Source organism: Flavobacterium sp. HJ-32-4, assembly GCF_022532105.1.
GTDB lineage: Bacteria > Bacteroidota > Bacteroidia > Flavobacteriales > Flavobacteriaceae > Flavobacterium.
On sequence record NZ_CP092832.1, the window covers coordinates 1761283 to 1786888 of the forward strand.

Annotated in this window: 23 protein-coding genes; 15 read left to right on the forward strand and 8 right to left on the reverse strand. The window is 51.4% G+C overall.

The features are described 5' to 3' along the window. Positions 1-412 precede the first annotated feature (412 nt). On the forward strand, positions 413-1831 hold the full coding sequence (locus MKO97_RS07235; protein ID WP_241105472.1) for an RtcB family protein: 1419 nt from the start codon (positions 413-415) through the stop codon (positions 1829-1831). A gap of 21 nt (positions 1832-1852) precedes the next feature. On the opposite strand, the gene MKO97_RS07240 is transcribed toward MKO97_RS07235, so the two are convergent. Then, positions 1853-2092: a hypothetical protein gene (locus MKO97_RS07240; RefSeq protein WP_241105473.1), complete on the reverse strand. Its 240-nt coding sequence runs from the start codon at positions 2090-2092 to the stop codon at positions 1853-1855. Between the two features lie 281 nt (positions 2093-2373). Here MKO97_RS07240 and MKO97_RS07245 point away from each other — a divergent pair, with 281 nt between their 5' ends. From MKO97_RS07245 to MKO97_RS07290, 10 genes are all read left to right on the forward strand, one after another. Beyond that, positions 2374-3150 (forward strand): 3'-5' exonuclease, encoded by a 777-nt coding sequence (locus MKO97_RS07245; protein WP_241105474.1) that lies wholly within the window; start codon positions 2374-2376, stop codon positions 3148-3150. 84 nt (positions 3151-3234) lie between these two features. Beyond that, the gene (locus tag MKO97_RS07250; RefSeq protein ID WP_241105475.1) at positions 3235-3846 is read left to right on the forward strand and encodes a fumarylacetoacetate hydrolase family protein; all 612 of its coding nucleotides are present in this window, start codon (positions 3235-3237) and stop codon (positions 3844-3846) included. Then, positions 3846-4190, forward strand: a complete 345-nt coding sequence (locus MKO97_RS07255; RefSeq protein ID WP_241105476.1) for an Hpt domain-containing protein — start codon at positions 3846-3848, stop codon at positions 4188-4190. Before MKO97_RS07250 ends, MKO97_RS07255 begins: the two co-directional genes overlap by 1 nt. 2 nt (positions 4191-4192) lie before the next feature. Beyond that, entirely contained in the window at positions 4193-4849 is a 657-nt protein-coding gene (locus tag MKO97_RS07260) for a hypothetical protein (protein WP_241105477.1), read from the forward strand. A 1-nt stretch (position 4850) separates the two neighbouring features. Continuing rightward, positions 4851-6107 (forward strand): CinA family nicotinamide mononucleotide deamidase-related protein, encoded by a 1257-nt coding sequence (locus tag MKO97_RS07265; RefSeq protein ID WP_241105478.1) that lies wholly within the window; start codon positions 4851-4853, stop codon positions 6105-6107. 69 nt (positions 6108-6176) lie between these two features. Then, a complete protein-coding gene (gene rpmB, locus MKO97_RS07270; RefSeq protein ID WP_241102550.1) occupies positions 6177-6413 on the forward strand; it encodes a 50S ribosomal protein L28 in 237 nt (78 codons plus the stop codon). 21 nt (positions 6414-6434) lie between these two features. Beyond that, the gene (rpmG, locus tag MKO97_RS07275) at positions 6435-6617 is read left to right on the forward strand and encodes a 50S ribosomal protein L33 (RefSeq protein ID WP_008253902.1); all 183 of its coding nucleotides are present in this window, start codon (positions 6435-6437) and stop codon (positions 6615-6617) included. 6 nt (positions 6618-6623) lie between these two features. Next, entirely contained in the window at positions 6624-6776 is a 153-nt protein-coding gene (locus MKO97_RS07280) for a DUF4295 domain-containing protein (RefSeq protein ID WP_241102551.1), read from the forward strand. Between the two features lie 374 nt (positions 6777-7150). Then, positions 7151-8125: a signal recognition particle-docking protein FtsY gene (ftsY, locus tag MKO97_RS07285; RefSeq protein WP_241102552.1), complete on the forward strand. Its 975-nt coding sequence runs from the start codon at positions 7151-7153 to the stop codon at positions 8123-8125. A 441-nt stretch (positions 8126-8566) separates the two neighbouring features. Further along, on the forward strand, positions 8567-9628 hold the full coding sequence (locus MKO97_RS07290; RefSeq protein ID WP_241102553.1) for a hypothetical protein: 1062 nt from the start codon (positions 8567-8569) through the stop codon (positions 9626-9628). On the opposite strand, the gene MKO97_RS07295 is transcribed toward MKO97_RS07290, so the two are convergent. Further along, a complete protein-coding gene (locus MKO97_RS07295) occupies positions 9625-10698 on the reverse strand; it encodes a serine hydrolase (RefSeq protein WP_241102554.1) in 1074 nt (357 codons plus the stop codon). The genes MKO97_RS07290 and MKO97_RS07295 overlap by 4 nt on opposite strands. Before the next feature lie 74 nt (positions 10699-10772). Here MKO97_RS07295 and MKO97_RS07300 point away from each other — a divergent pair, with 74 nt between their 5' ends. Both MKO97_RS07300 and MKO97_RS07305 read left to right on the forward strand, forming a co-directional pair. Beyond that, the gene (locus MKO97_RS07300) at positions 10773-11189 is read left to right on the forward strand and encodes a hypothetical protein (protein ID WP_241102555.1); all 417 of its coding nucleotides are present in this window, start codon (positions 10773-10775) and stop codon (positions 11187-11189) included. Next, positions 11189-11485, forward strand: a complete 297-nt coding sequence (locus tag MKO97_RS07305) for a DUF721 domain-containing protein (RefSeq protein ID WP_241102556.1) — start codon at positions 11189-11191, stop codon at positions 11483-11485. Before MKO97_RS07300 ends, MKO97_RS07305 begins: the two co-directional genes overlap by 1 nt. A gap of 48 nt (positions 11486-11533) precedes the next feature. On the opposite strand, the gene MKO97_RS07310 is transcribed toward MKO97_RS07305, so the two are convergent. The 4 genes from MKO97_RS07310 to MKO97_RS07325 all read right to left on the reverse strand — a co-directional run bounded on the left by MKO97_RS07310 (position 11534) and on the right by MKO97_RS07325 (position 20878). Continuing rightward, on the reverse strand, positions 11534-11953 hold the full coding sequence (locus MKO97_RS07310; protein ID WP_241102557.1) for a nucleoside-diphosphate kinase: 420 nt from the start codon (positions 11951-11953) through the stop codon (positions 11534-11536). A gap of 110 nt (positions 11954-12063) precedes the next feature. Further along, entirely contained in the window at positions 12064-14631 is a 2568-nt protein-coding gene (locus MKO97_RS07315; protein WP_241102558.1) for a SusF/SusE family outer membrane protein, read from the reverse strand. 142 nt (positions 14632-14773) lie between these two features. Further along, on the reverse strand, positions 14774-16363 hold the full coding sequence (gene bshC / locus MKO97_RS07320; RefSeq protein WP_241102559.1) for a bacillithiol biosynthesis cysteine-adding enzyme BshC: 1590 nt from the start codon (positions 16361-16363) through the stop codon (positions 14774-14776). 54 nt (positions 16364-16417) lie between these two features. Next, a complete protein-coding gene (locus tag MKO97_RS07325) occupies positions 16418-20878 on the reverse strand; it encodes a T9SS type B sorting domain-containing protein (protein WP_241102560.1) in 4461 nt (1486 codons plus the stop codon). 74 nt (positions 20879-20952) lie between these two features. On the opposite strand from MKO97_RS07325, the gene MKO97_RS07330 reads away from it, so the two are divergent. Continuing rightward, positions 20953-23139: a radical SAM protein gene (locus MKO97_RS07330; RefSeq protein WP_241102561.1), complete on the forward strand. Its 2187-nt coding sequence runs from the start codon at positions 20953-20955 to the stop codon at positions 23137-23139. Here the strand turns inward: MKO97_RS07330 and MKO97_RS07335 are convergent. Both MKO97_RS07335 and MKO97_RS07340 read right to left on the reverse strand, forming a co-directional pair. Then, positions 23134-23829 (reverse strand): response regulator transcription factor, encoded by a 696-nt coding sequence (locus tag MKO97_RS07335; RefSeq protein WP_241102562.1) that lies wholly within the window; start codon positions 23827-23829, stop codon positions 23134-23136. The two genes, MKO97_RS07330 and MKO97_RS07335, sit on opposite strands and share 6 nt — an antisense overlap. Beyond that, positions 23816-25075 carry a sensor histidine kinase KdpD gene (locus tag MKO97_RS07340; protein ID WP_241102563.1) on the reverse strand — a complete coding sequence of 420 codons (1260 nt, stop codon included), beginning with the start codon at positions 25073-25075 and terminating at the stop codon, positions 23816-23818. The genes MKO97_RS07335 and MKO97_RS07340 overlap by 14 nt, the downstream gene beginning before the upstream one ends. Before the next feature lie 135 nt (positions 25076-25210). Here MKO97_RS07340 and MKO97_RS07345 point away from each other — a divergent pair, with 135 nt between their 5' ends. Next, the gene (locus MKO97_RS07345; RefSeq protein ID WP_241102564.1) at positions 25211-25579 is read left to right on the forward strand and encodes a DUF1573 domain-containing protein; all 369 of its coding nucleotides are present in this window, start codon (positions 25211-25213) and stop codon (positions 25577-25579) included. The last annotated feature ends 27 nt before the right edge of the window (positions 25580-25606 follow it).

Below are 25606 nucleotides of genomic sequence, written 5' to 3' on the forward strand. Positions count from 1 at the left end.
GCCGTAACGAAGGGTTACTTCATTCCTTACTCTTGGGTCGCAGGTTCGAGTCCTGCCGCCGTGAGGCGTAGCTCAGCCGGTAGAGCAAAGAAAAAACAGTCCCTTTGTGTCTGTCGCCCCGCACCACATACGGAATGCCGCAGAAAAGAGATACTTCGTCGTCAATTGAGGGAGGAATAGCGCAGTCGCCTTATGCGGCAAGGCTATCCGGTTCGACTCCGGCTTGACATGCCCCGCCTCTTTTCGATTGTCGCTTCCGTTTTTCAAGAGTGCCGTAGGAAAGGATTACTTCGATCCACTCCAAATGTGCCTTTTCGTTTGTTGCCTCTTTTATTTAGATAAAACAGTAGCCGCCCTGCCGGAAGTCGTATCCGGCAGGGCATCGCGAGAGGAATTACTAACTTTACAAAACATGAAAACACCTATTACAAAAGACCTTTTGGTCGAAGCGGGCTTCCCGAAAAAACTGGCGGGTCCCGCACTTTACCTGGTTTACCAACATATGACAGGCATGCCATATGAGGAAATAATGGGTCTGCTCAAAAAGCTGAACGAAAATCCGGCTGCCTTCGTTGACGAACCGATTATCGGTTCTCTCGCGACGCAAATCATGGCGTACCAAGAAGAAATGAAAGACGTCGTTGCGCTGCGCGAAACAGTACCCGACTATGCTGTGTATGGAACTGAACATATTGAAGAAGGCGCCCACCGCCAAATGGAAGTGGCAATGCGTCTTCCGATCACGGCGGCCGGGGCGCTGATGCCCGATGCCCACCAAGGCTATGGTTTGCCCATCGGTGGCGTGCTGGCGACACGAAACGCGATCATCCCCTATGGTGTGGGGGTGGATATCGGTTGCCGTATGGCGCTTTCCATCTATGATATACCGGAGAGCGATTTTGCGCTGCACAAGGCGAAGTACCAACGCGAACTAATCGCTCACACGCGATTCGGCGCCGGACACGGCTTCCACGGTTCGGAAAAAGCCAACCACGATGTGATGGATCACCAAGCGTTCAATCTTACACCGATGCTCCGTCACCTGAAGGATAGGGCGTGGTCACAACTCGGCACCTCGGGCGGGGGCAACCACTTCGTCGAATTCGGCGTCATCGAGTTCGCTGAAGCCGATGCAGTGCTCGGCGTGCCGAAGGGTCGGTATGTGGCACTTTTGACACATTCCGGGTCACGTGGGTTCGGGGCTACCATAGCCGGGCACTATACTAAGGTGGCAAAAGCAAAAATGATACTACCGGCCGAGGCGGCTAACCTGGCCTGGCTCGACCTGCAGTCGCAGGAAGGGCAGGAGTACTGGATCGCCATGAACCTGGCCGGGGACTATGCCTCTGCCTGCCATGAGGTAATCCACCGTAAAATGGCGCACGCTATTGGGGCGACCGTGCTGGCGAAAGTAGAGAACCACCACAACTTCGCCTGGAAAGAAATCTGGAATGGCGAAGAGGTGATCGTACACCGTAAAGGTGCTACACCCGCCGGAAAAGGCGTGATGGGTATCATTCCAGGTTCCATGACCGCGCCGGGATTCCTCGTGAGGGGAAAAGGGGTAGACGCCTCGCTTCAGTCGGCTTCACACGGCGCGGGTCGCCAGATGAGCCGGACCTTCGCCATCAAGAATATCAGCAAACAGCAGATGCGCGATGTGTTGAAGGAACACGGGGTGACGCTCATCGGTGCAGGCAAAGACGAAGCGCCGATGGCCTATAAAGATATCCATGCGGTAATGGAGGCGCAACGCGACCTGATAGAGGTGGTCGCTACGTTCCATCCGAAGATCGTCAGGATGGCCGACGACGGAAGTCGTGAAGATTAAAGAAGGAAGTCCGGTAGTGCGCTATCGGACTTTTTTATAAGTACTAAGCGCCAGAATTCCCGCAATCAACACCGGAGCCATCAGTGCGAAGTAAAGTCCGAATACTTTCAGCAAACCTATCGATACCACCCCACACACCACAAAGGCCAGCATTTGCCGCCACGCCCGTTGCGGCTGCCGGAGTGCTTTGCCGTCTTCGACGTACCCCAAAAAGGGCAGGAGGAAGGCCACGACACCGAGGAGGATGAAAATAAGCTGCATAAACCAAATATACGTCTTTTAAGCAACAACCGTCACGCAGAAGGGGTCGCGTGAGGGATTGAGGCAGTTGTCTGAGCCCGGCACGCAGCCTGCGGAGTGCCCGGCGAGTGCCGAAAGCCCGACGGCGCCGACTGCCAACTGCGAACCCTACCTGAATCATGATGGTGACTGCGACTGTGACTGCGACTGCGACTGAGAAGGCGCCGGCACGCCCAAAAATCCCTCCCGCTCACTATGAAACGCAATTTCCTCTTTATCTTTGCCCTTCCAAAACTGTTACAATGGAACTTCACCTCCACAGGCCCCTGTGTTTTTTCGATCTCGAGACTACGGGCGTCGACATCTGCAAAGACCGTATCGTCGAAATTTCGATTTTTAAGGTCTACCCAAACGGAAATAAGGAAAGCCGGACGTGGCTGGTGAACCCGACCATTCCGATTCCGCCGCAATGCACGGCCGTGCACGGCATTACCAATGAAAAGGTGGCCAATGAGCCGACGTTCAAGGAGATTGGACCGCTGGTCTATAATATGATCAAGGATTCGGACCTGGCCGGTTTCAACTCCGACCGTTTTGATATTCCGTTGCTGGCGGAGGAATTGCTGCGCGCCGGACTCGACTTCGATATGAAATCGCGGGTATCGGTCGATATCCAGACGATTTTCCACAAAAAAGAAGAGCGTACGTTGTCGGCGGCCTACAAGTTCTATTGCGGCAAGACCCTTGAAAATGCGCACTCGGCGGAGGCGGATACGATGGCGACCTATGAAATCCTGAAGGCGCAACTCGAGCGCTATCCCGACCTGGAAAATGAAGTACGGGCGCTTTCCGAATATTCCACCCGCAAGAAAATCGCCGATTTCGCCGGTATGATTGCCTTTGATGCCGATGGCGACGAAATCTTCACCTTCGGCAAGCACAAAGGGGTGAAGGTCGACAAGATCTTCGACCTCGAGCCGGGCTATTTCAGTTGGATCCAGAACGCCGATTTCCCGCTGTATACGAAAAAGGTGTTGACGGGAATTAAGTTGCGGCGGTTGAATAATAAGTTGAGTTGAGAATTAGCGAATTAGCGAATTAGCCAATGAGCTAATACGCACTACCATTCGCTAATTCGCTAATTTTCACATTCGCTAATTACCATGAAAATCATCTGCATCGGCCGTAATTACGCCAACCACATCGCCGAACTCCAGAACGAGCGTCCGTCAGAGCCGGTTATTTTCCTCAAACCCGACACAGCTGTGGTGCAAAAGCAGTTTCCGTTCGTGATTCCGGAGTTCAGTACGGATGTGCACCACGAAGTGGAAGTGTTGGTGAAAATCAACAAAGTCGGCAAACACATCGCCCAGAAATTTGCGCATAAATACTACGATGAAATCGGGCTGGGTATCGATTTTACCGCACGTGACCTGCAACAACGCCTGAAAGACAAGGGGTTGCCATGGGAGAAGGCTAAGGCGTTCGACGGTTCGGCCGTGATTGGTGATTTTTTGCCAAAGTCGCAATTTGAATCATTAGAAAATCTTACTTTTGAGTTGACCGTAAACGGAAGCAGGGCGCAGATAGGGAACACCTCGCACATGCTGTGGAAGATAGACGAACTCATCGCCTATGTCTCGCAGTTCTTTACGCTCCGAACCGGAGATGTCCTGTTTACGGGAACACCGGAAGGCGTGGCGGCAGTGCAACCGGGCGATGTGCTGGAAGGCTTCCTGGAAGGTCAGCAATTATTCAGGACCCAAATTAAGTAATGGCCATACATTATAACCTGGCGAAAGTGCACGCCATCTCCGACAACGACGACGCCTTCGTGCGCCAAATCCTGACCCTTTTCATTACCGAAGTGCCGGAAGACCTGGCGGAGGTAAGGGAAGGTATCAAAGAGAAAGACTACCAACGCGCCTACGCGTTCGCACACAAAATTAAACCGACCTTTGACCTTCTCGGCATGACCGTCGCCTTCGACGAAATCCGCGCCGTGGAAGAGTGGACCAAACGACAGGGCAAAAAGAAGGAAATCAAAGACACCTTCGATAGTATCGCGGAAAAGGTCGACAAGGCCTCGCGTGAAATCCGGAAGGACTTCGGTATCTGATCATGAAAAGAGCGCTTTTTTTGCTGTTGTTGACCACGTCGGCATGGGCGCAGAAGGACTTTGCATTCGATTATATTGCCGAGTACGATTTCCGGATGACCGATTCGGCAAAGGTGGAAAAGCGTTGGTTTTGGTTCAACTCACACGATAATTCGTATCGCCTGGAAATCATTGACACGGGCAGGGGTACTGTCCGTTGTTACTTCTACGAAATCAACGGCAAGACGTCGACGTTCATCATGGACAAGGAGCAGTTTTTCGCCGGGGCGGCCTGCGCGACGAATTGCAAACTGGTCACCGATATGTTCCGCGACCGGTATTACCACGAAGAAGACTACGCGCTCACGTCGGTCGATACGCTGGTAAACGGTACACCCCGGAAGCTGTTCACGGCAGCCAGTAAAGATCCCAAACGCGAGCAGCGAAAGAAACTTGGAAAGGCTTGTTATATCTACGGCAACCAGCCCGAATTCGATAAACCGATGCTTATCCCGGCCATCGATTATTACCTGTGGAAACAGGATCCGAAATTCCCGGCCGGACTCCCCCTTGACCGCTACCAACTTACTTTCGAAGGCAAGCGCACGGTTTGGTACCACTTGGTGGAGTACGCCCCGTTGAAAGTCTATTTTATCATCCCTAAAGAATGCGCCGACTGATATGAAAGCAGCCATTATTACCATTGGAGACGAAATTTTGATCGGCCAGATTGTCGACAGCAACTCGGCCTATATGGCCAAAGCCCTCGACGCCATTGGCGTGGCGGTGTATGAAATGGCGTCGATTTCCGATTCGGGCGACCATATCCGGGAGACGTTTGCCTACTACCAGGATGTAGTGGACATCGTATTGGTGACCGGCGGACTCGGGCCGACCAAAGACGATATCACCAAAAAAATCATCTGCGAGTATTTTGACGATACGCTGGTAACGGATGAAGCCGTATTGGCCCACGTTACCCGCCTCATCGAGCAGTATTTCAAACGTCCGATCACCCAACTCAACCGCGACCAGGCGTTGGTGCCCTCAAAAGCGGTAGTGCTGCACAACGAATACGGCACCGCGCCGGGCATCTGGATGCGGAAAGACAAGACGGTATTCGTCTTCATGCCGGGCGTGCCGTTTGAAATGAAAGGACTGATGGAGAAATCGGTCATCCCACGCATACAGGCCGAGTTCGAGCGGCCGTTCATCCTCCACAAAACCCTCCTGACCTATGGCATGGGTGAAAGCCTGCTGGCCGAAACCATTGCCACGTGGGAAGAAAACCTGCCCGAAACAATCAAGTTGGCCTACCTTCCGGCGCCCGGTCGTGTGCGGCTGCGGTTGTCGGCCCGCGGGCGCGACAAGGCCGCACTCGAACGCATTATCGACGAGCAGGTAGCCCTCTTGCAGCCGCTCATCGGGCACATCATCACCGGGTTTGAGGATGGGGAGACCATTGAAGTGACAGCCGGAAAACTCCTGGCGCAAAAAGGCCTCACCCTTGCGCTGGGCGAAAGCTGCACCGGTGGTCGCATCGCGCAGATGCTGACGTCGGTACCCGGCGCGTCGGCCTACTTCCGCGGTGGTGTAGTCAGTTACACGAAAGAAGCCAAGATCGATCTGCTGGGCGTGAACCCCGATACGATAGCGGCCCATACGGTCGTGAGCGCCGCCGTAGCCGAAGAAATGGCACAGGGCGCCCAAGGCCGGTTCGGGTCTGATTACGGTATCGGCGTCACCGGAAATGCCGGCCCCACGACCGATGACACCAGCGAAGAAGTGGGTACGGTGTATATCGCGCTCGCCACTCCGGAAGGCGTGGTATCCGAGCGTTTTTCCATGGGCCAACCCCGTGCGAAGGTCATCGAACGCGCGGCGGTAAAAGCACTGGAAATGCTGCAAAAAGAAATTTTTAAAAATGTCGGGGCATAATTTTGCTGTAACGTTTCTTTTTCTTTTCTTTGCACCCTGATTTTGAATAACGAATAAACGATACGAGTCATGTCAAGAGTTTGTGCACTTACGGGAAAGAAGGCGATGGTCGGGAACAACGTATCCCACGCCATGAACAAGACCAAAAGGAAGTTTTCCGTAAACCTGGTAAAGAAGCGTTTTTACCTGGCGGAAGAAGGTCGCTGGATTACCCTGCGTGTAGCCGCTTCTACGATCAAGACTATCAACAAAAACGGAATTGAAGCGGTACTGAAGCAAGCGAAAGCGGACGGTTTCGTTAAGTAATTCCCTTAATACACGAGCAAGATGGCAAAGAAAGGCAACAGAATCCAGGTAATTTTGGAGTGCACCGAGCACAAGACTTCAGGTGTACCAGGGACATCCCGCTATATTACGACAAAGAATAAAAAGAATACTCCGGACCGTCTGGAGATCAAAAAATTCAACCCGATCCTGAAAAGGGTAACCGTTCACAAAGAAATCAAGTAATACGTCATGGCAAAGAAAACCGTAGCAACCCTGCAAACGCAGTCGAAAAGGCTGACCAAAGCGATCAAAATGGTAAAATCGCCTAAGACAGGTGCGTACACGTTCGTTGAAAGCGTCATGGCGCCCGAACTGGTGGACGATTTCCTGAAAAAGAAATAAGATCGTATCGACCTCATACAGAAGCTGCTCTATCGGGCGGCTTTTTTGTTGGATACGGGTGAGCGAATCATATGAGGATTCGTGCAAACACCACTCCTTTCAATAGGTATCCCTATCCACATCCAATTTCCGTATATTTGTGCAGCAATTCCGGCTCTCCGTTGCAAGTCCTCGCCCCACCGCCGGTTTTTTGTGGCCTTGGCATCGGCTTCCGTTGGTCGCCGCGCCAAAACCCAAAAACCACGGCCGTTCGGCTCCGGGCTTTCCACTGCGATCCGGGCTGCGATGAGTGAGAAAATTAGCGAATTAGCGAATTAGCGAATTATGCGGTTTTCCATTCGCTAATCCGCTAATTGTCACATTCGCTAATTGAAATGAGCTTCTTCAAACGCTTCTTCTCCTCCGATAAACCCGTCCTGAAAGACGAGGAAAAACAAACCCTCGACAAAGGACTCGAAAAGTCGAAAACCTCCTTTTTCTCGAAACTCGCCAAGGCCGTAGCCGGAAAGTCGAGTGTAGACGATGAGGTACTCGATAACCTTGAAGAGATCCTTGTCAATTCCGACGTGGGTGTCAACACGACACTTAAAATCATCGAGCGCATCGAACGTCGGGTGGCGGAAGACAAATACCTGGGCACCGACGAACTCAACCAAATCCTACGCGAGGAAATCGCATCCTTGTTGTCGGAAACCGATTCAGGTGAAGCAACCGAATTCGTCATTCCCACTGGTAAAAAACCGTATGTCATTATGGTGGTAGGTGTCAATGGTGTGGGTAAGACCACGACCATTGGAAAACTCGCCAACCAGTTCAAAAAAGCCGGATACAGCGTCGTCCTGGGCGCCGCCGATACCTTCCGTGCCGCCGCCATCGACCAGCTCCAGATTTGGGCCGATCGCGTGGGCGTGCCCATCGTGAAACAGCAAATGGGCAGTGATCCGGCCTCCGTAGCCTTCGATACACTACAATCGGCTGTCAACCAGAACGCCGACGTCGTGATCATCGACACCGCCGGTCGCCTTCACAACAAAGTGAACCTGATGAACGAGCTGTCGAAAGTGAAACGCGTGATGCAGAAAGTCGTAGGCGATGCCCCGCATGATGTCCTGCTCGTCCTTGATGGTTCCACAGGCCAAAATGCATTTGAACAGGCCAAACAGTTTACGGCTGCTACGGAAGTCACATGCCTCGCCGTTACAAAACTCGACGGCACCGCAAAGGGCGGCGTGGTAATCGGAATTTCCGACCAGTTCCGCATTCCGGTCAAATATATCGGTGTCGGAGAAGGCATCGAAGATTTACAGGTCTTCAACAAATACGAATTCGTCGACTCGTTCTTTAAATGATGTTCCGTCGTTTGAAGCCGCTGCATCTGTACGTGATTTTCATCGCGTTGATACTTGTTTCGCGACTTTTTGAGGAGTGGGGTATTACCGTGGTGCGCTATCTTTTTGTCGCCGCTGGTTTTTGGTTTTTTATCCTCGCATTGGTTCGGTATTTCCGAAAGGGAGAATAAGGGGCTGCGTTATTTTTTTGTGTGCGTGTAGGGTTGTGGAAGATTTTTCTTAGTTTCACAAAAAATCTTCACTATGAGGCCGTTTTTATACCTCCTTCTCCTTTCTTTTTCGTCCTTCGCACAAACCAAATTCCTTGACGGTTATTATATTAACCAACAAGGAATCCGGACGGAATGCCTTCTCGCGGTTGTCGATTATGACAACCTGAATGATGTGGGGACACAACTACGGTTCAGGAAGAACGCGGATGCTCCTGTCGAAACCATTAGTATGTCGGATGTAAAGGAATTAGGCATTGGACAGGCGATGAAGTTTATCCGGGCAGAAGTGGAAGTAGAGGATAGTTCCCTTTATGACACGTCGTTATCCGTCTCGGGAGAACCTATTTGGAAAATCAAAAACCTCTTGCTCCGTTTATGGGTGGAAGGCAATGCCTCACTCTATTCCTATCAGTTTGAAAAGGGAGAGAAGTTCTTTTTTTCAGTAGCCGACAAAAGCATTCCCATCACCCAATTGCTTTTTATGCGCTGGCGTCCGTCGAAGGATGTTTTTAAGGAGCGAAAAGATTACCAGCAACAGCTCTATCAGAACCTCGGTTGCATAGGCTGGTCGATTGCCGACTTCACGAAATTGGCATATGCCGAACGCGACCTGCGGGAGTTTTTTGAACAGGCGAACGCAAAATGCAGCGTTGGCAAGCCCTTTACCGTTTTTCGAAACAATGTTGATAACCGTTTTCAAGTACGTTTGTCCGCAGAGATGGGATTGCGAACGATAAACCTGGAAGTTTCGAGCACATTCGGAAGGATAATCAACGAATCATATCGCTCAATCAGTCCGGGGGTTGAATTTGAAGTCGTAGCACTGTCCGGTAGACTGACAGGCGTCATTGGCCTCGATTTTTTTAAGATAGACGATAGCCCTCCCTCAGTTATAACGCGAACATCAGGAGCCTCCGTTTACTACGAAACCCAGCCCCGGGTCAATCTTTGGGCAATTAATATCCCAATCGGTTTACGCCTTTATGCATGGAATACGCCACGAAACAAGCTTTTTTTGGATGCTTCCGTAGTTTTTTGCCGGCCAGAAGGATACTTTTCGCAGGACGTTCGAATGTATGTGTTTGACGAAGTGACCGCGGTGCAGCGTTTCAAGTCGACGGCGGATCCGAATTTTAGCTTCAATTTTGGCGCCGGTTATACCTTCAATAGCAAGTGGGGCGCCCGGGTTGTATTGGCAACACAAAAAAATTATTTTGTTAATATCGCTACTGGCAATTCTGAGGCGATCTCCAACGATATGAGGTTCGCATTACGCTATACTTTCTACTAACGTATCAGCGCCGATATCTTTTCCCACAGCACTTCGTCAAAATCCGATAATGCCAGATTGACATCGTCTGCCGCATCACCCATGCGTACAATCACCATTTTTTTTGAGGGGACCACGTAAATCTTCTGGTCATTCTTACCTAAAGCCATATACATGTCGGAAGGCCCTGATGGAATAACGCTACCAGCGAATTCATATTGGGTTTGGGGTAGGTGATAGGTTGATTTACCATTCAGCCACCAAAGAAAGCCATACGCCTCATTAATGTTTTGTGAGGTTGTGGTAGCATCGTGGAAAAACGAACTGTTGACAATCGTCTGGGTGTCCCATTTACCCTGGTGAAGGGCCAAGAGGCCGAAACGGGCCATGCTGCGGGTAGTGCTCCAATACACGATATTATCGCCTGAAACCACCCAGGTGCCGGTCATACCGATCTTGTCGCGCAGCCGCGAGTTGAAGTATTCGTTATACGACATTCCGGTCGCCTCGGCCACCACGTCCTGAAGTTTTACAAATACGTTGTGATAGGCCCACCGCGTGCCTGCATCTGCCTTATACGTGAGGCAGTCTGGCGTAACACAGTCGCCATTGGCCAGGTCCTCAATACCAGACGTCATGGTCAGCAAGTGCCGGTTGGTAATCAGATTTTCTTTCGCAAGTGGCATACTGGTCCAGCCGGTACCCAAATACTCCGATACTCGATCCCCTCGGCTGACAAAGCCTTCCTGTTCCGTAATGCCGAATGTAGTCGCGGTGAGCGTTTTTCCGGCGCTTGCCCAATACCACGGACTTGTGGCGGTATGACCATTGAAATAGTGTTCGACCACTATGCGTCCGTTCACGAGTATCATAAAGCTTTTTGAATGTTTCAACTCGAGGTAGTCGAGTAGGGGTTGCAACGCGGTTTCGTCCCATCCCAATGAGGCCGCTGTTTTGGTTTCCCATTCTGTGCCGGTCAGCGGCGGGAAATAGGCAGCTTCGGGCTGTGGCTCGGGAGAAGTCGTGGTGTCAGAAGAGGAGCTGCATGAGAGTAAAGCAAGCAGGCCAATAAGGAAAGAAATGGGTCGCATAGGTATGTTTTCAGGGTAGACGCCAAAAGTATCAAATAGTTTGAAAGCCATCCCTGAAATCGTACTTTTGTAGTATGCGAAATCTGGTGTTGGTAATGATGGTCGGCCTTTTGTATGCCTGTTCACCCGAGGTGAAACGGTCTGATGTGGCCCAACTTAAAGGGTATTGGGAGATTGCCTTTGTGGAGGCGCCCGGACAACAGAAGAAAGAATACAAGGTGAACCCCATGGTCGATTATTTCGAGTTGAAGGGAGGCAAGGGCATCCGGCGTAAAGTCATGCCGCAATTTGACGGCAGGTTCATCGATGCCTCGCTTCCGGAAGACGTAAGGGCCGTCGACAGTGCAGGTGCGGTGTATCTTTCCTTTCGTACGCGCTATTCCAAGTGGAGCGAGCAGGTACTTGATGTGTCTGAGAATACATTAGTACTTCGCAACAAGCAGGGGATTGAATACCACTACAAGAAGTTCGAACCATTCAACATCAAATAATGGCCAAACGCATCAGCAACGAAGGTTCCCTGGGCGATGTCCTGAAGGAAATCATCCAGTCCCACCATCTTCAGGGAGGCATTGACGATGTGTTGGTTCGCAACGCGTGGAAATCCCTCATGGGAAATGGGGTCAATACCTACACGCGTGGCCTTACGTTAAAGGGTTCGGTTCTGCATGTCGAGCTTACGTCCTCCGTACTTCGGGAAGAACTGTCCTACGGGAAAGACAAAATCATCCGTCTGCTGAATGACGAAGTGGGCCGTGAGGTCGTATCGTCGGTAGTATTGCGATAAAAAAAGGCCGTCCCGAAAGACAGCCTCTTTTATACGATACGATTCCGATTAGAATTGCTCCCGTCCAGCGAAATGGAACGCGCTTTCAATGGCTGCGTTTTCATCGCTATCCGATCCGTGGATGGCATTTTCACCAATAGAAGTGGCATATGCCTTGCGGATGGTTCCTTCGGCTGCATCGGCCGGGTTGGTCGATCCAATCAGCGTACGGAAGTCTTCCACTGCATTCTCTTTTTCAAGAATGGCTGCTACGATCGGTCCGCGTGTCATGAACTCAACGAGTTCGCCGAAAAACGGACGGGCAGCGTGCACCGCGTAAAACGCCTGGGCATCAGCGGTTGTCATTTGGGTGAGTTTCAGTGCGACGATCTTGAATCCTGCATTGGTGATCATGGCAAGGATGTTACCGATATGTCCGTTTTCAACAGCATCCGGCTTGATCATCGTAAAAGTTCTGTTTGTAGCCATTTTATTTTTAAAATTTGGTGCAAAAGTAGTCTTTTTTGTGCGAATTCAAACAAAAAAGTTCCCCGTGACCACGAGTGCCACGGGGAACTTATCATAACCCAAATAGATTTTTAGTTGCGAACGACTTTCAGTGTTGCCGTTGCCTTTTCGCCTACGATTCGCGCGAGGTAGAATCCGGCTGGCAGGGCAGACGCATCTACTGTCACCGCATCCGTATTCGCGTTTTGTTGGCGTACGATTTTACCTGTCATATCTGTGATGATGACCGAGTCGATACGGCGGCCGCTACCATTGAATGTCCATGAGGTATTCGATGGGTTTGGATATACCGCAAAGGAACGGCCTCCGAAATCTTCCACGCCCAGGAATACGAATGTATAGGCACCCGTCAGACGATTGAAGGTGACGTCATACGTGCCTTCTGTCGCTACGATATTGGCACCATCCTGTGTGCCCGTTCCGGTTGGGAAGTCAGCAGATCCCCAGTTTACGGCCCATTTGCCGTTTTCACGGAATTTGAGTTCGCCCGCCACCAATGGAACTGCGGTAGCAGTATAATTGACACCATCGGTCGTCGTGAGGGTCACTACGTCGTTGTCCCAGCTACCCACAGCGTTTCCAATCATTCCAATACTGACAAAGCCAAAGTTATATTCACCTGTCGTGCGGTTGAAATCGATGTTATAACGATTCGTAGCCACCGGGATATCCGATCCGCCTTGTGTGGCCACACCGGAAGGGAAGTTAGGTCCACCCCAGTTGACATCCCATGCATTGTTCTCACGGAATTTGCAGAAACCGGTCACGAGGTCGAGTCCGTCAATCGAATAATTGACACCATCCGTCGTTACCAAATCCAAATCCGGACCTGTGAAAGGTGCGCCTGGTACGGCATCTCCGAGGATACCGATAGCCGCGAAGCCCTGGCCTGCAAAGTTGTAGGTCATGGTAGCCCGGTTAAAGGTAACGGTGTATACTCCGGCCGGAACCGGGATGTTATCGCCACCCGCAACGGCAGATCCCGCTGGGAAAACGCCACCGTAATTGATATCCCACGCGTCATCGTAGCGGAACTTCGCTTCGCCTGCGGTGAAGGTCCAGTCGGTGAGGGTATAAATGATACCATTCGTCGTAGTGAGATCGGTGTCAGGTCCGCCGAAGCCATTTGCGTCAACTGCCGTTCCGAGGATACCGATCATCGGCCAGGTGCCGGTGGCGGTAAACGAGTATTCGCCGGTTTGGATGTTGAACGATAGGTCATACGTTCCCGCAGGGATGACGATGTTACTTCCGTCGTTTCCTCCGGCAGGGAAGGAGTTACTTCCCCAGCTTGTAGCCCATGCATCGTTCAGACGGATTTTTGCCTCGCCTGATTGGTATGTAAAGTTCAATAGTGTGTAGGTGATACCGTCGGTGGTAGTGAGGTTGGTATCTGCTACGTCCCATCCGTTTACGGCAGGTCCGAGGATGCCGACTGTTGGGAAGGTAGGAGTTCCGACGAAGCTGTAAGCACCCGTTGCCCTGTTAAAGGTCACAGAGTACGTTCCGGCTACCACCGGGATATTTACTCCTGGGTCCTGGCCTATCCCGGAAGGGAAACTAGCCGCGCCCCAACTGGTCACCCAGGCGTCATTGAGTCGGAATTTCGCCTCACCGTTTGTGAACGCGTAATTGTCGAGGGTGTATGTGATACCGTCCACAGTCGTCAAGTCAACGTCTGGGCCATCGAAACCATTTGCGGTGACCGCAGTTCCAATCAATCCTACGTTATCATATACGATAGGTGTATCGAACGAGTACACCCCGGTTACGCGGTTGAAGTTCACAGTGTAGTTTCCGGCAGTCACCGGGATATTCGCTCCACCCTGCGTGCCGGTACCAGACGGGAAGTCAGCAGCGCCCCAATTTACCGTCCAACTATCGTCTTGGCGGAATTTAACTTCCCCTGCCGTGAACGTATAGTTGTAAAGCACATAGGTTTCACCATTGTAAGTCGTCATATCCACATCCGGTCCATCAAATCCATTAGGAAGCGCTGTTCCGATTACGCCGACGCTCGGGAATGTAAAACTATAAGCGCCGGTCTGGATGTTCAGTGTAACAGTGTAATAGCCAGCCGGTACTACGATGTTGTTACCGTTTAGTACTGCTGTTCCAGACGGGAACCCGTTTCCTCCCCAATTGGAAGTCCAGGCGTCATCCTGTCGGAATTTGAGTTCACCGGCTGAAAATCCATACGCATAGAGCGTGTACGTGATTCCATCGGTGGTCACCATGTCAACATCCGGTCCGCCGAATCCATTTGCCGATACTGCCGTTCCAATCACGCCAATACTCGGGAAGGTAACAGCGGGCGTGAAAGCATACGCGCCGGTGGTGCTGTTAAAGGCCACATTATAAACGCCGGGGGTGACCACGATATCCGGGCCGTTTTGTACGGCTGTTCCGCTAGGGAACGATGATCCGCCCCAATTGGTCGTCCAAGAACCGTTCAATCGGAACTTAATGGCCCCGGTCCCAAACACTTGGTTCTCCAACGTCCAGTTCACATTGTCAGTGGATTGCATGAAAACATCATTGTCCCAACTGCCCAAAGAACTTCCTACGATTCCCACACCCTGCGCTGTCACGCCCAGTGTCGAGAATAGAATGGCTAACGCGAGTAGAATTCTTTTCATGTAGTTTTTTTTTTAGGTTATTGCGGGAAAACTACAAAAAAACGGCACGCAAACGTTTAAGCAAACGTCAAAACCGAAAGCGAAAACGTTTGAGTATTCATAACTTTTTGTTTTTTCGGCGTCAAATTTACTAAAATGATGATTAGGGCATCACGACGATGGAAAACAAGGCGTCTAGGGGTTGTAGCTGGTTGAGCGCCAAACGGTACTCCTTTCCGTACAACTCGTAAAAATCCCCGAAGTGTACCGTGCGTTCCTGTAAGCCTCCCAACGGGAAGAGTGCCCGGCGCAACGCCACTGCTCTCTCCGCTACGTCCGCGTGCTTGCGTCGTTCCGCTTTTCGCCAACGGCTCTCCAAACGGTCAAGTCCGGCCAACTGTTTTTGCTCCTGTGCTTTCACCGCTCCTGCGAACGAAGGGTCGGTTTGGTGCAAGGCTTCATGTAGAAGGGCGAATTGCTGATGGAGCTGTTGCCGGAGGGCTGAAAAATCTACCGTGGCAGCGGAAACCTTCGACACGACAAGGTCCTGTAAAGCAGTTTCGGTACGAAAAAGATCCGAGAGCGTGAGCCCCAGACGCGCTGCTTTTCCCTGTTGTTTCTCCGATGCGACGGCCACCGAATTCCGTAGTAACAAGACCGGAAACGGCACGCCTGCGACTTCGAACATCGCTTTAAGTTCGAGCCAGTAGGCAATTTCACCGCCTCCCCCAATATAGCAGATGTTGGGTAAGATAACCTCTTGATATAGTGGGCGTAAAATGACGTTCGGGCTTATTTTTTCGGGTGAGGTGTCGAGTAACGCCAGCATCTCGTCATGCGAAAACGAGAGGTCGGTATCCAAAACCGTAAAAGCATCCCCGTTTCGGACGATCCGCTCGCGGTAATCCTCTCCGAGATAAAACAAATTGATTTCACGGGGGTTCACCTGTATCTTGTAATCGCCCATTTTGGCGATGGTCGCCGTCACCGCTTTGTGAGAAAACGATTCGGATACCTCTTTGGCCATCCAGGGAGTGAAAATTTTCTTTAAATCTGGGTCGTCGCCGTCGACAATCACGAGTCCGTCCTGCCCAAACAAATCGTTTACCAAGTGTCGAGTCGCAGCGGCCAACGAGTTATGGGACAGGTACGCATCCTTAAACAACCGACGCAATTCATCGGCGTTGCGTCCGTCTCCGGCTTCCTTTGAAAAAAGCTCAAAAACCACATCCAGCCCCTTTAGGTCCATCCGTCCGGTGGCACCACTGGCTTCCCGGTTCCATCGAAATTTTTTTCCATGGAAATGGAATTGACAGATCTCCTCGAAATCATGGTCTTCCGTGGCCATCCAATAGACGGGAACAAACTTTTTATCGGGATACGATTTTGACAACGTATCCGCCAATCGGATGGTAGTCACGATTTTGTAAAGGAAATAAGCCGGACCGGTGAACAGGCTTAGTTGGTGACCTGTAGTAACGGTAAACGCATTATCCTGAAGCAGTGCATCCAGATGGGCTTGCACCGGAGCCGGAGCCGACACGCCGTCATACTGCCTCTTCAAAGCGTTTACGAGCGATTCGCGACGTGCCATCGGGAAGGTTGCCTTTTTCTCGTCTGCCTGTTGCGACAGGTTTTCAAGCGATGGAAATCGATGATAGAGCGGCCTGACAGCGGGGTTCTCGTCAATATAGTCGAGGATTAGCGGGGTAAAATAACCGGTTTCGCGGTAGGCGATCGATTCTATGGGCATCCTTGTAGTCGTTGGAAGGGTAAAGGTACAAAAATGCCGCGGCCTGATGACGGTTTATCGCTTCAACGCAAAATGGCCCCGGTGTTCGGTACCGTCTGCACGGGTAACCAAAAACCAGTAGTCATCGGCAGGCATTGGCCTTCCGTCATACGTTCCGTCCCACTTTTGATCATAGCGTAACTGTCGAACGAACTTCCCTTCACGCGTAAAGATCTTGACATCAAGATCGCGTTCGGCAGACGCAAAACGGATCGACCATAAGTCGTTATACCCGTCGCCATTTGGCGTAAAAAAGTTCGGGTACATCAGTAAGTAGGTTTCCTTTTCAATCGTGCCGCAGCCGTTTTTATCACGTACATACACGGTGTAAAAACCGCTCAGCAATCCGGTAAACAGCGGACTGTCCTGATAGTGAACTCCGTCAAGGGCGTATTCATAATTGCCCGGGCCTGTGACATTAACGGCAATGCTGTTGTCGTGATCCGTCCAGTCGGATGTGTCGATGTGGGTAATGGTAGCGGGTGCGGACAAGTCGACCTGGACATCAACGGTTGAAGTACAGGTCACGATACCGTGGTAGCGTCCTACCGTAACCGAGTAAACGCCTGGTTCGGTTACGGTGATGCGGTCGGTATCCTGACCCGTTGACCATCGGTAGGTATTATACCCGGGATCGGCATACAGAATAACCGATTTATCCTGGCACACATAATAATGATCGTCCATGGTGAGGAAAGGCGAAGGCACCGGATGGAGCGTCAGAGAGGTGGCCCTCCAACACCCATTTGGAGCGATGACCCGTGCGTATACCGTGGTCGGCCCATTCTGTGGCAGGTCGAAATGGGTAGCGGTCGCAATCTGTCCGGGTGGGAAGGCTGCGTCAGCCGACTCATATGTGGTATAGTATTCGAAGCGGTAAGCTTCATATCCCTCAATCAATCCAAAGTTGTATTCGTTCAGGTCGATGATTTCGCGCCCGTCATTCCCGTCGTCGCAAACCGGCGTTTCGTAGGGATGCACAAGAATTTCATACTCCACTACCAACACATCCACCCGTAAGGCATCCTGACTCTCACAACCCGCAACTGTCTGCGTGGCGTAATAGGTCTTTTCGTGTTGAAGCGCCGTATCGACCGGGATCGGATGTAAAAGGGCGGCGTCTTCATACCATTTGATGTTTTGGCCGTCAACCTTTATGAACGCCACGGTCGGGCTGTTGTGCACGCAAAATAACTGCTGTGGTGGGCCTACCGGGGCAGGTGGAATGCCATAGGGGTAGTTGATATAGGCGTATTGGCGTTGTGACTGGCAGCCGGTCGTGGCATCTTCGACTACAAGTACGTAATACCCTGGAAGTAGCGGGCCACTGACGTTTGAGGCTTGAAACGACTGGCCTCCATTGAAACTATACACGGAGCCCGGGATGGGTTCGATACTAATCGTACCCGTAGTCTCAAGGCAGAACGGATGGGTAATGGTGACAATCGGATCGGCCAGATGGGGTTCCTCCAGATATACGTAGTTACGGTAGGACTCGCAGCCGCCCGCGGTTTTGGTCTTGATAACGTATTGACCGGGAGTCAAATTGCTGCGTGTGTTTGAACTCTGCCAGGTGACACCGTCGTCAAAGCTATATTGCGAGGCAGTGGTTGTGATAGTGATACTGCCGTTTGTCGTACAGGTAGGCTGTACGATGGTGTAATACGGAGAGGGCTCAAAAGTTTCCCACAACGATACCCATGCCGTGTAAGAGGTACATCCCGTTCCGTTGCGAACAAGTACCCTATAATTGCCTTCCGGAAGACCCGTCGCAATGGCATTGGTTGTCCAGGTTACGCCGTTGTCAAAGCTGTATTCGGATGCAGTGTCAGTAATGGAAATGGTACCGCCATCTCCACAATAAGGAGCTGTAGTCGTATAGTTTGGCGTCGGTAAATGGAACTCATACAAATAGCTGTAGTTCCCCCATGAAATACATCCAGAGGCGGTTTTCAACTTCACGATATAGTTTCCGGGTGGCAAATTGGCCGCCACAGGGTCGGTGCCCCATGTCACTCCGTTGTCGAAACTGTAGAAATCGGCTACGGTTGTAACGGTAATGGTTCCGCCCACGCCGCATTGGGGCTGTACCTCGGTTACCTCTGGATACGAGGAGCTGAAGTCGGTAAGATAGACATATACGGACGGCGACGTACACCCCTGCGCATTTTTGACTTTTATCATATAGGTCTCGTCGTCACTGGCATTGGTCAAGGTGGGATCTGTTACCCAAGTCGTACCGCCGTCAAAACTGAACTCTGATCCGGGCGTGGTGATAGTGATACTGCCTCCCGTGCCACAGGTAGGGTTGACGGTAGTATAGGTCGCATCCGGAAGGAAGTCGCTCGTCAATACAACACTATTCGCATTCGAAATACAGCCAAACTGGTTCTTGAAGCGAATTTGGTACGTCCCCGACGGAATGCCCGACAGTGTATTTGAAGTTCCCCACGTCGCGCCATCATCAAAACTGTAGGCGACCGCGGGGGTTGTTATGGTAATGCTGCCCGTGCCCCCGCATTCGGTGGGATCAACTTTGTTATAATCCGGGAAAGGGAGGTAAAAGGGGTTAATGGTAACCGGCACGGCATATGAAATACAGCCTACTGCGGTTTTGACCTTTACACGGTAGGTGCCTACCGCAAGACCCGACGCCGTTGGACTGGTTCCCCATGTGGCTCCGTTATCAAAGCTATATTCGGCTGCTGTCGATGTAACCGTAATTGTTCCCGTTGCGCTAAAGCAATCCGGTTGCATGATTTGCAAATCGGGCTGCATGGCGACCTGGTTAGGGGAAATTGTCACAGATGCCGTACTGGTGCAACCAAAAGAATCGGTTATCGATACAGAATAGCTTCCAGTAGCACTCACAACGACGCTCTTCGTGGTTTCACCCGTCGACCATTGGTACGAAATGCCATCGGAAGCAGTGAGTGTCGTACCCCCGTTGCACACATTCAATATGCCGGAGATGGTAGCCACTGGGTTTCTGACGAGAAGTGTCAACGGTATGATTTTGAAGCAACTTGCAGACTGTGTCACCCTCACATATACCGCTTTACTGATACTTTCATAGTTCCCGGCGTTCGTAATCGCGGCCATATTTGCCACGGCTGCGTCATAGGTGGTGAAATAGGAAAAAGAAACGCCGTTTTGGTTGGTGACTAACAACGGATTTGCTTCGATCAGATTGAAGAACGCTTTCCCGTCGTGGTTAGGATCGCATTCGCTTAGGGAAGCAGCCGTTAGGTCGAGGTCGCAGTTGGTACAGTTAAGGAAGGAGATATCCGGGCCGGGATTGGCATCGGCGTCCATGGCGGCGTCAAACTCGCTGGTGCACCCCGTACCCGAAATGTTGAAATCCGCCGATACTGAGGCATTATAGGCCGACGTGGTGTTGGGAAAGGCCGTGGCAGGCACGGTAAAACAAAAGCGCTTGTTTACCGAATCGATGGTAGGAGGTGTAGTAGACGTAAAAACGGAACTTCCGGTGGTTGTAGCCAATTTCAATACGACATTTGACATCGAAGCCGAGATGCCGTTTGAATTCGGGATGGTGTAGCTGCCGCAAATTTGCATAGGAAAGGTGGGGCAATCCGCATACATCGGATCGAGCGTCAAACTTCCCTGTAGCGTCTCATCTGTATGGATGGAGCATACATCATCAATGAAAACATATCCAAAATGCCCCATGAGACCGCAACGAGTCGCGATAAACTCAATCGTAAATTCCTGGTTGTCGGGTATCTGGGAAACATCCAATGTGCCGACCTGCCAGTTTTTGGTGTACAATACGATACTACCGCCTTCCAGATAGGGAGCGGTCGTAAAGATGCAGTTGTCTTTATCCCCAATCAAACAGAATTCACTTACCACAGCGCCACTCTGCGAGAGCACGCGGGCTTTCAGGAACGGTTGGTTGTCTACGTGGGCCTCGTCATCAAGGATGCTTTGAAGGACGGCTTTATAGTTAAAGACAATGGCCGTTTCGTTATTGGTCTTAAAGCGTTTCGTCCGCACCACTGAATGCATGATGGGCGACTCTTTATAATTGATCATTAACGCGAACTGGTCGAAAGCGCCAATCGGTCCGATAAATTCGTCAATATAATTCGACGGCACGGTGCGCGCCATGACAGATGTGAGCGACGGATCATACTGTGCGATGCCGTCTAACGGTCCCATCGAGCCTGCCTGGCATTCCGACGGATTCGGCGCGTCACCGGTGGCGTAGGCGTAATGCGACAACATGTTCGTGGTGCCAACGGGTACAAATTCTTCAAAATTACCGTTCATACACAATCCAACAGCATTTTGTGGTGGCGTCACACGAGCCGTGACCGATGGCTGTCGTTGTTGCGCGCCGATGCATTGCAGGTAGGCTTCTTTTTCGGAAAGCGGTTGGGAAGTAGTGGCAGGCGATTGTGCGACCGCGGCAACGGTCACCAACCACAAAAGACAGGCAAATGGCTTCATGAAACGGTCATTGACAGGCGAAAGATAGGGATTTTCTTAATTAGTGCGAACGGTTGTGTTTGTATCTTTGCCGCATGGTGACGCTGCTCCTTACACCTCCTTTTACGCAACTGAATACGCCCTATCCGGCCACAGCCTACCTCAAGGGCTTCCTCGCCACGCGCGGTATTTCGTCGGTGCAGGCAGACCTGGGTATCGAAGTGTTCCTCGCTATTTTTAGCAAAAGCGGACTGCGGGACGTGTTTTCGGAAGCCGAAAAAGCCCCTGTAAAGTCGCCTAACGCCTCGCGGATTTTAGCGCTAAAAACGGCCTATTTGCAAACCATTGATCCGGTCATTTCGTTCCTTCAGGGTAAGAATCCCACACTGGCACTCCAGATTTGCCAGGAAGGCTTTCTGCCGGAAGCCTCGCGCTTTGAATCACTGGCCGAACTCGACTGGGCTTTCGGTGAAATGGGAACGCAAGACCGCGCCAAACACCTGGCAACCCTTTACCTCGAAGACCTTTCGGATTTGATCGTAGAGTGTGTAGACGCCGACTTCGGTTTCAGCCGCTATGCGGAGCGCCTCGGACGTTCGGCCCATACTTTTGATGAGTTGTACGAACGGCTAAAAGGTCCGGAATCGTTTGTAGACCGCTTCACGAAACAACTTCTTTTAGATAAACTGACACAACACCCCGCCGACCTATTACTCCTATCCGTACCGTTTCCGGGCAACCTCTATTCGGCGTTCCGCTGTGCCCAATGGGCAAAAGAACAGCGACCTGCCATAAGGGTGGCGATGGGTGGCGGCTTTCCCAACACGGAACTTCGTTCACTGTCGGATGCCCGTGTATTTGAATTCCTGGATTATGTAACGCTCGATGATGGCGAACTTCCCGTGGAGTTGCTGCATCAGGCCGTCCGCACCGGCTCCCACGATGAACTAAAGCGGACATTTCTGCTTGAAAACGGAACTGTCGTGTATCGCAATACGTCATTGCGCCCCGATTACAAACAATCCGCAGTCGGAACCCCCGACTACCGCGACCTTCCGCTGGACCGGTATGTGTCGGTATTGGAAGTCACGAACCCGATGCACCGCATGTGGAGCGACGGACGGTGGAACAAACTGACCATGGCCCACGGGTGCTATTGGGGAAAATGTACCTTCTGTGACATTTCACTCGATTATATCAAGTTGTATGAACCCGTTGCCGCTGCACTGCTCTGCGACCGGATGGAAGAACTGGTCGAACAGACCGGCCAAACGGGTTTCCATTTTGTAGATGAGGCGGCACCACCGGCCCTGATGCGGGCATTGGCACTGGAGATACTCAAACGCGGACTGGCGGTTACTTGGTGGACGAACATCCGTTTTGAAAAAAGCTTCAGCCCGGATTTATGTCGGCTTCTGCGCGCGTCCGGATGTATAGCGGTTTCCGGCGGACTCGAAGTCGCCTCGGATCGCCTACTGGCACTTATCGATAAAGGCGTAACTGTCGAACAGGTGGCGCGGGTGACCCGTAATTTCACCGAAGCCGGTATCATGGTGCATGCCTATTTGATGTATGGCTATCCGACCCAAACCGAACAGGAAACCATCGACAGCCTTGAAATGGTGCGGCAACTCTTCGAAGCAGGCGTCGTGCAATCCGGATTCTGGCACCAGTTCGCACTGACGGCACACAGTCCGGTTGGACTCGAACCCGACCGTTTCGGCGTCATCAAAAAAACAGAGGCCATCGGCACATTCGCCAACAACGACATCGAGTTTGCCGATCGTACCGGTATTGACCATGAAAAGTTTGCCTACGGACTCCGGAAGTCGCTCTACAACTACATGCACGGCATCTGTTTTGATTTTCCCCTGCAGGATTGGTTTGAGTTCCGCATCCCCCGAACTACCATCCCCCGCGATTTTATCCGAAAGGCACTGGAACAACCGGACGCCTTACTGCCCAAACCAACTGCAAAACTCGTCTGGATAGGAGGTAACCCCACCATCAGTCATGCCATCCGCAGCAAAAAAGGGCGTACGTTCGAAACGACGTTATTGTCATTCCATACCCGTACCGCACAGGTAGAAGTCACGCTCGATAAAGCGGAAGGGGAGTGGCTGGCGGCGTCGCTACCCGATCTAGGGCCCAATGCCGGTAAACCCATGGCCTGGGCCGATTGGCAAAAGGCGTATGAAGCGGCCGGTCTCGAGCATTTCGAACTTTTCTGGCAGTCGAAGGCGGTACGAAGCTTACGTGAACACGGACTTCTGGCGCTATAACCTCGTTTCTACCACAAACCGGAACCCAATGCCATGGATGTTTTCAATCCAGGGTCCGTCTCCTTTAGGGAAGAGTTTCCGCAGGCGGGAAATGAATACATCGAGGCTGCGTCCCATAAAATAATCGTCGTCGCCCCAGATCGCCTTCAGGATATCCTCCCGACGGATAATGGTATTTTGATGGCGGCAGAAATAGTGCAATAAATCCGACTCCCGTTGGGTCAGTTGGTGTCGTCCTTCCGCGTCCGACAAGTAAAAATTGGTAGGGTCAAAGGCATATTTCCCAATGGAAATGTGGTGGGTGTTCGACTTTTCTTCCTTTCGCGTCCGACGGAGGAAGATGTCGATTTTCAAGAGCAACTCTTCCATACTGAAGGGCTTCACCAGATAGTCATCCGCACCCAACCGTAGTCCCTTTAAGCGGTCTTCCTTCAGGGCTTTGGCCGACAGAAACAACAACGGGATATGGGCATCCTTTTTCCGGATTTCCGCTGCGGTTTCGAATCCGTCTGCTTTGGGCATCATGATGTCAAGGATACAAAGGTCGAACGTCCCCTCCCGAAATGCTTCGAGGCAGGCATGTCCGTCAGGGCAATGGGTCACGTCGTAACCGGCTTCCTCCAGGCTGTCAATCGTAAGGAAAGCCAGTGTGGCATCGTCTTCGGCATATAAAATCCTAGCTGGTTTCATAGTCAGGAATTGAAATCGTTAGGGCGAGTCCTTCCGGCAGATTCTCCGCTTTTATCTTCCATCGGTGCAGGTCACAAATCTTTCGAACGTAGTAGAGTCCAAGTCCGAAGCCGTTCGTTTCATTACTTTTCACGTTGGGCACCCGGTAAAATTTATCGAAGATATGCGCCAGTTTCTTCTCTGGTATACCGATGCCATTATCGGCCACCCGAAGCTGCAGGACACCTTTGTGTTCCGAAAGGGAGACCACGATTACGGGCGGCCGTTCGCTATATTTGATGGAGTTATCGAGAAGGTTGTATACGACGTTCGTGAGGTGAAACTCATCAGCCTTGATCAGGTAATCACAGCCCGATTCAATCCGGATGTCGACCTCTTCGTGTTTAAGACGGATGTTTTCCGCAGCCTCCTGCAGCAACGGCAGTAACGACAGCCGCGTCGGATTGAGTTGCAACGGCGACTCGTCGGATTTCGCAATCGTCAGGATTTTCTCGATATGCTCGTTTAACTTCGACGATTGCCCGATGATGATCTCGGCATATTTCGACAACTTCGGATCGCTCTTTATCGCCTCTTGCCGGTTGATGTAATTGGATGCCAGTAGTATAGAGGCCAGCGGCGTCTTGAATTCGTGGGTCATATTATTGATGAAATCCCGCTGTAACTCTGAGTACTTCTTTTGCTGCAACAGCGTACGGATGGAGTACACGTATACCAATAAGATGATCACCAGGGCAAATGACAACCCGAACCAGAACTTCAACGACGTAAAGAGATAGGTCGTCTCATTCGGAAACCGGATCGCAAAGTAGTAAATCAGGTTTTTGTGTTTCGGAAAGTACACCCGGCTGTTTTTTCGCCCCTGCGTAATCGACACATACTTGCCATACACCATTTCGTCGCTTTGGCAGTTGTAAACGGCGTACTCGAAATCAGTGGAAATGCCCGAACGGGCGAACTCGGCTTTCAGGTAAAACTCCAGGATTTCCGGATCAAAGTCGTTGTCGACATTCACCACATAATAGTCGTTGGCAATTTTGTGAACCGGATTCTCGCCCGGCAGTTCACGGTTGGTGCCTTCATACAGTTTCTTGACGACTTCCAGTAGGGCAATGTGTACCTTCTGGTTGAATTTCTTCTCTTCAATGGTATACGCCTGCCGCGTCCAGAGTAACTGGGCGACCAGAATGCCCGCCGTTGCGAACAGTCCGAGAAACAGGATGCTATTGAGCCGGTTTTTTTTCACCACCGAAAATTAGCCAAAAATACGGGTAGATTTTACCGTTAACAGCTCATTAACAAACGTTCGCTACCGCTTAACAAAGCGCTCCGAAGTGCCTGTGTACTTTTGACAAAGAAACCAACCGAAAAAACCATACACATGAAAACCAAACTTGTTCTTTTTATTGCCGGGGCGTTGTCGCTCATGTCGTTTGCCCTTGCCGGCGCGCTGTCATGGCAATCCGAAACCGTTGAATTAGGTGAGATCGAGCACAATGTGCCGAAGGTAGTCGAGTTCACGTTCACCAACACCGGTTCAGCCGACATTCAGGTTACCAACGTACGCCCTTCATGCGGCTGCACGAACGCTGACTTCACGAAAGAAGCCATCAAGCCAGGGAAAACGGGCACGGTAAAGGCCACGTACAACGCAGCGGCTGTCGGCGCATTTACCAAAACGCTCACGGTGACAACCTCCGCCGATCCAAACGCTATTACGCTTACGTTCAAAGGAACGGTGAAGCCGTAAACAATACTCAAACCAATTTAAAAAAGG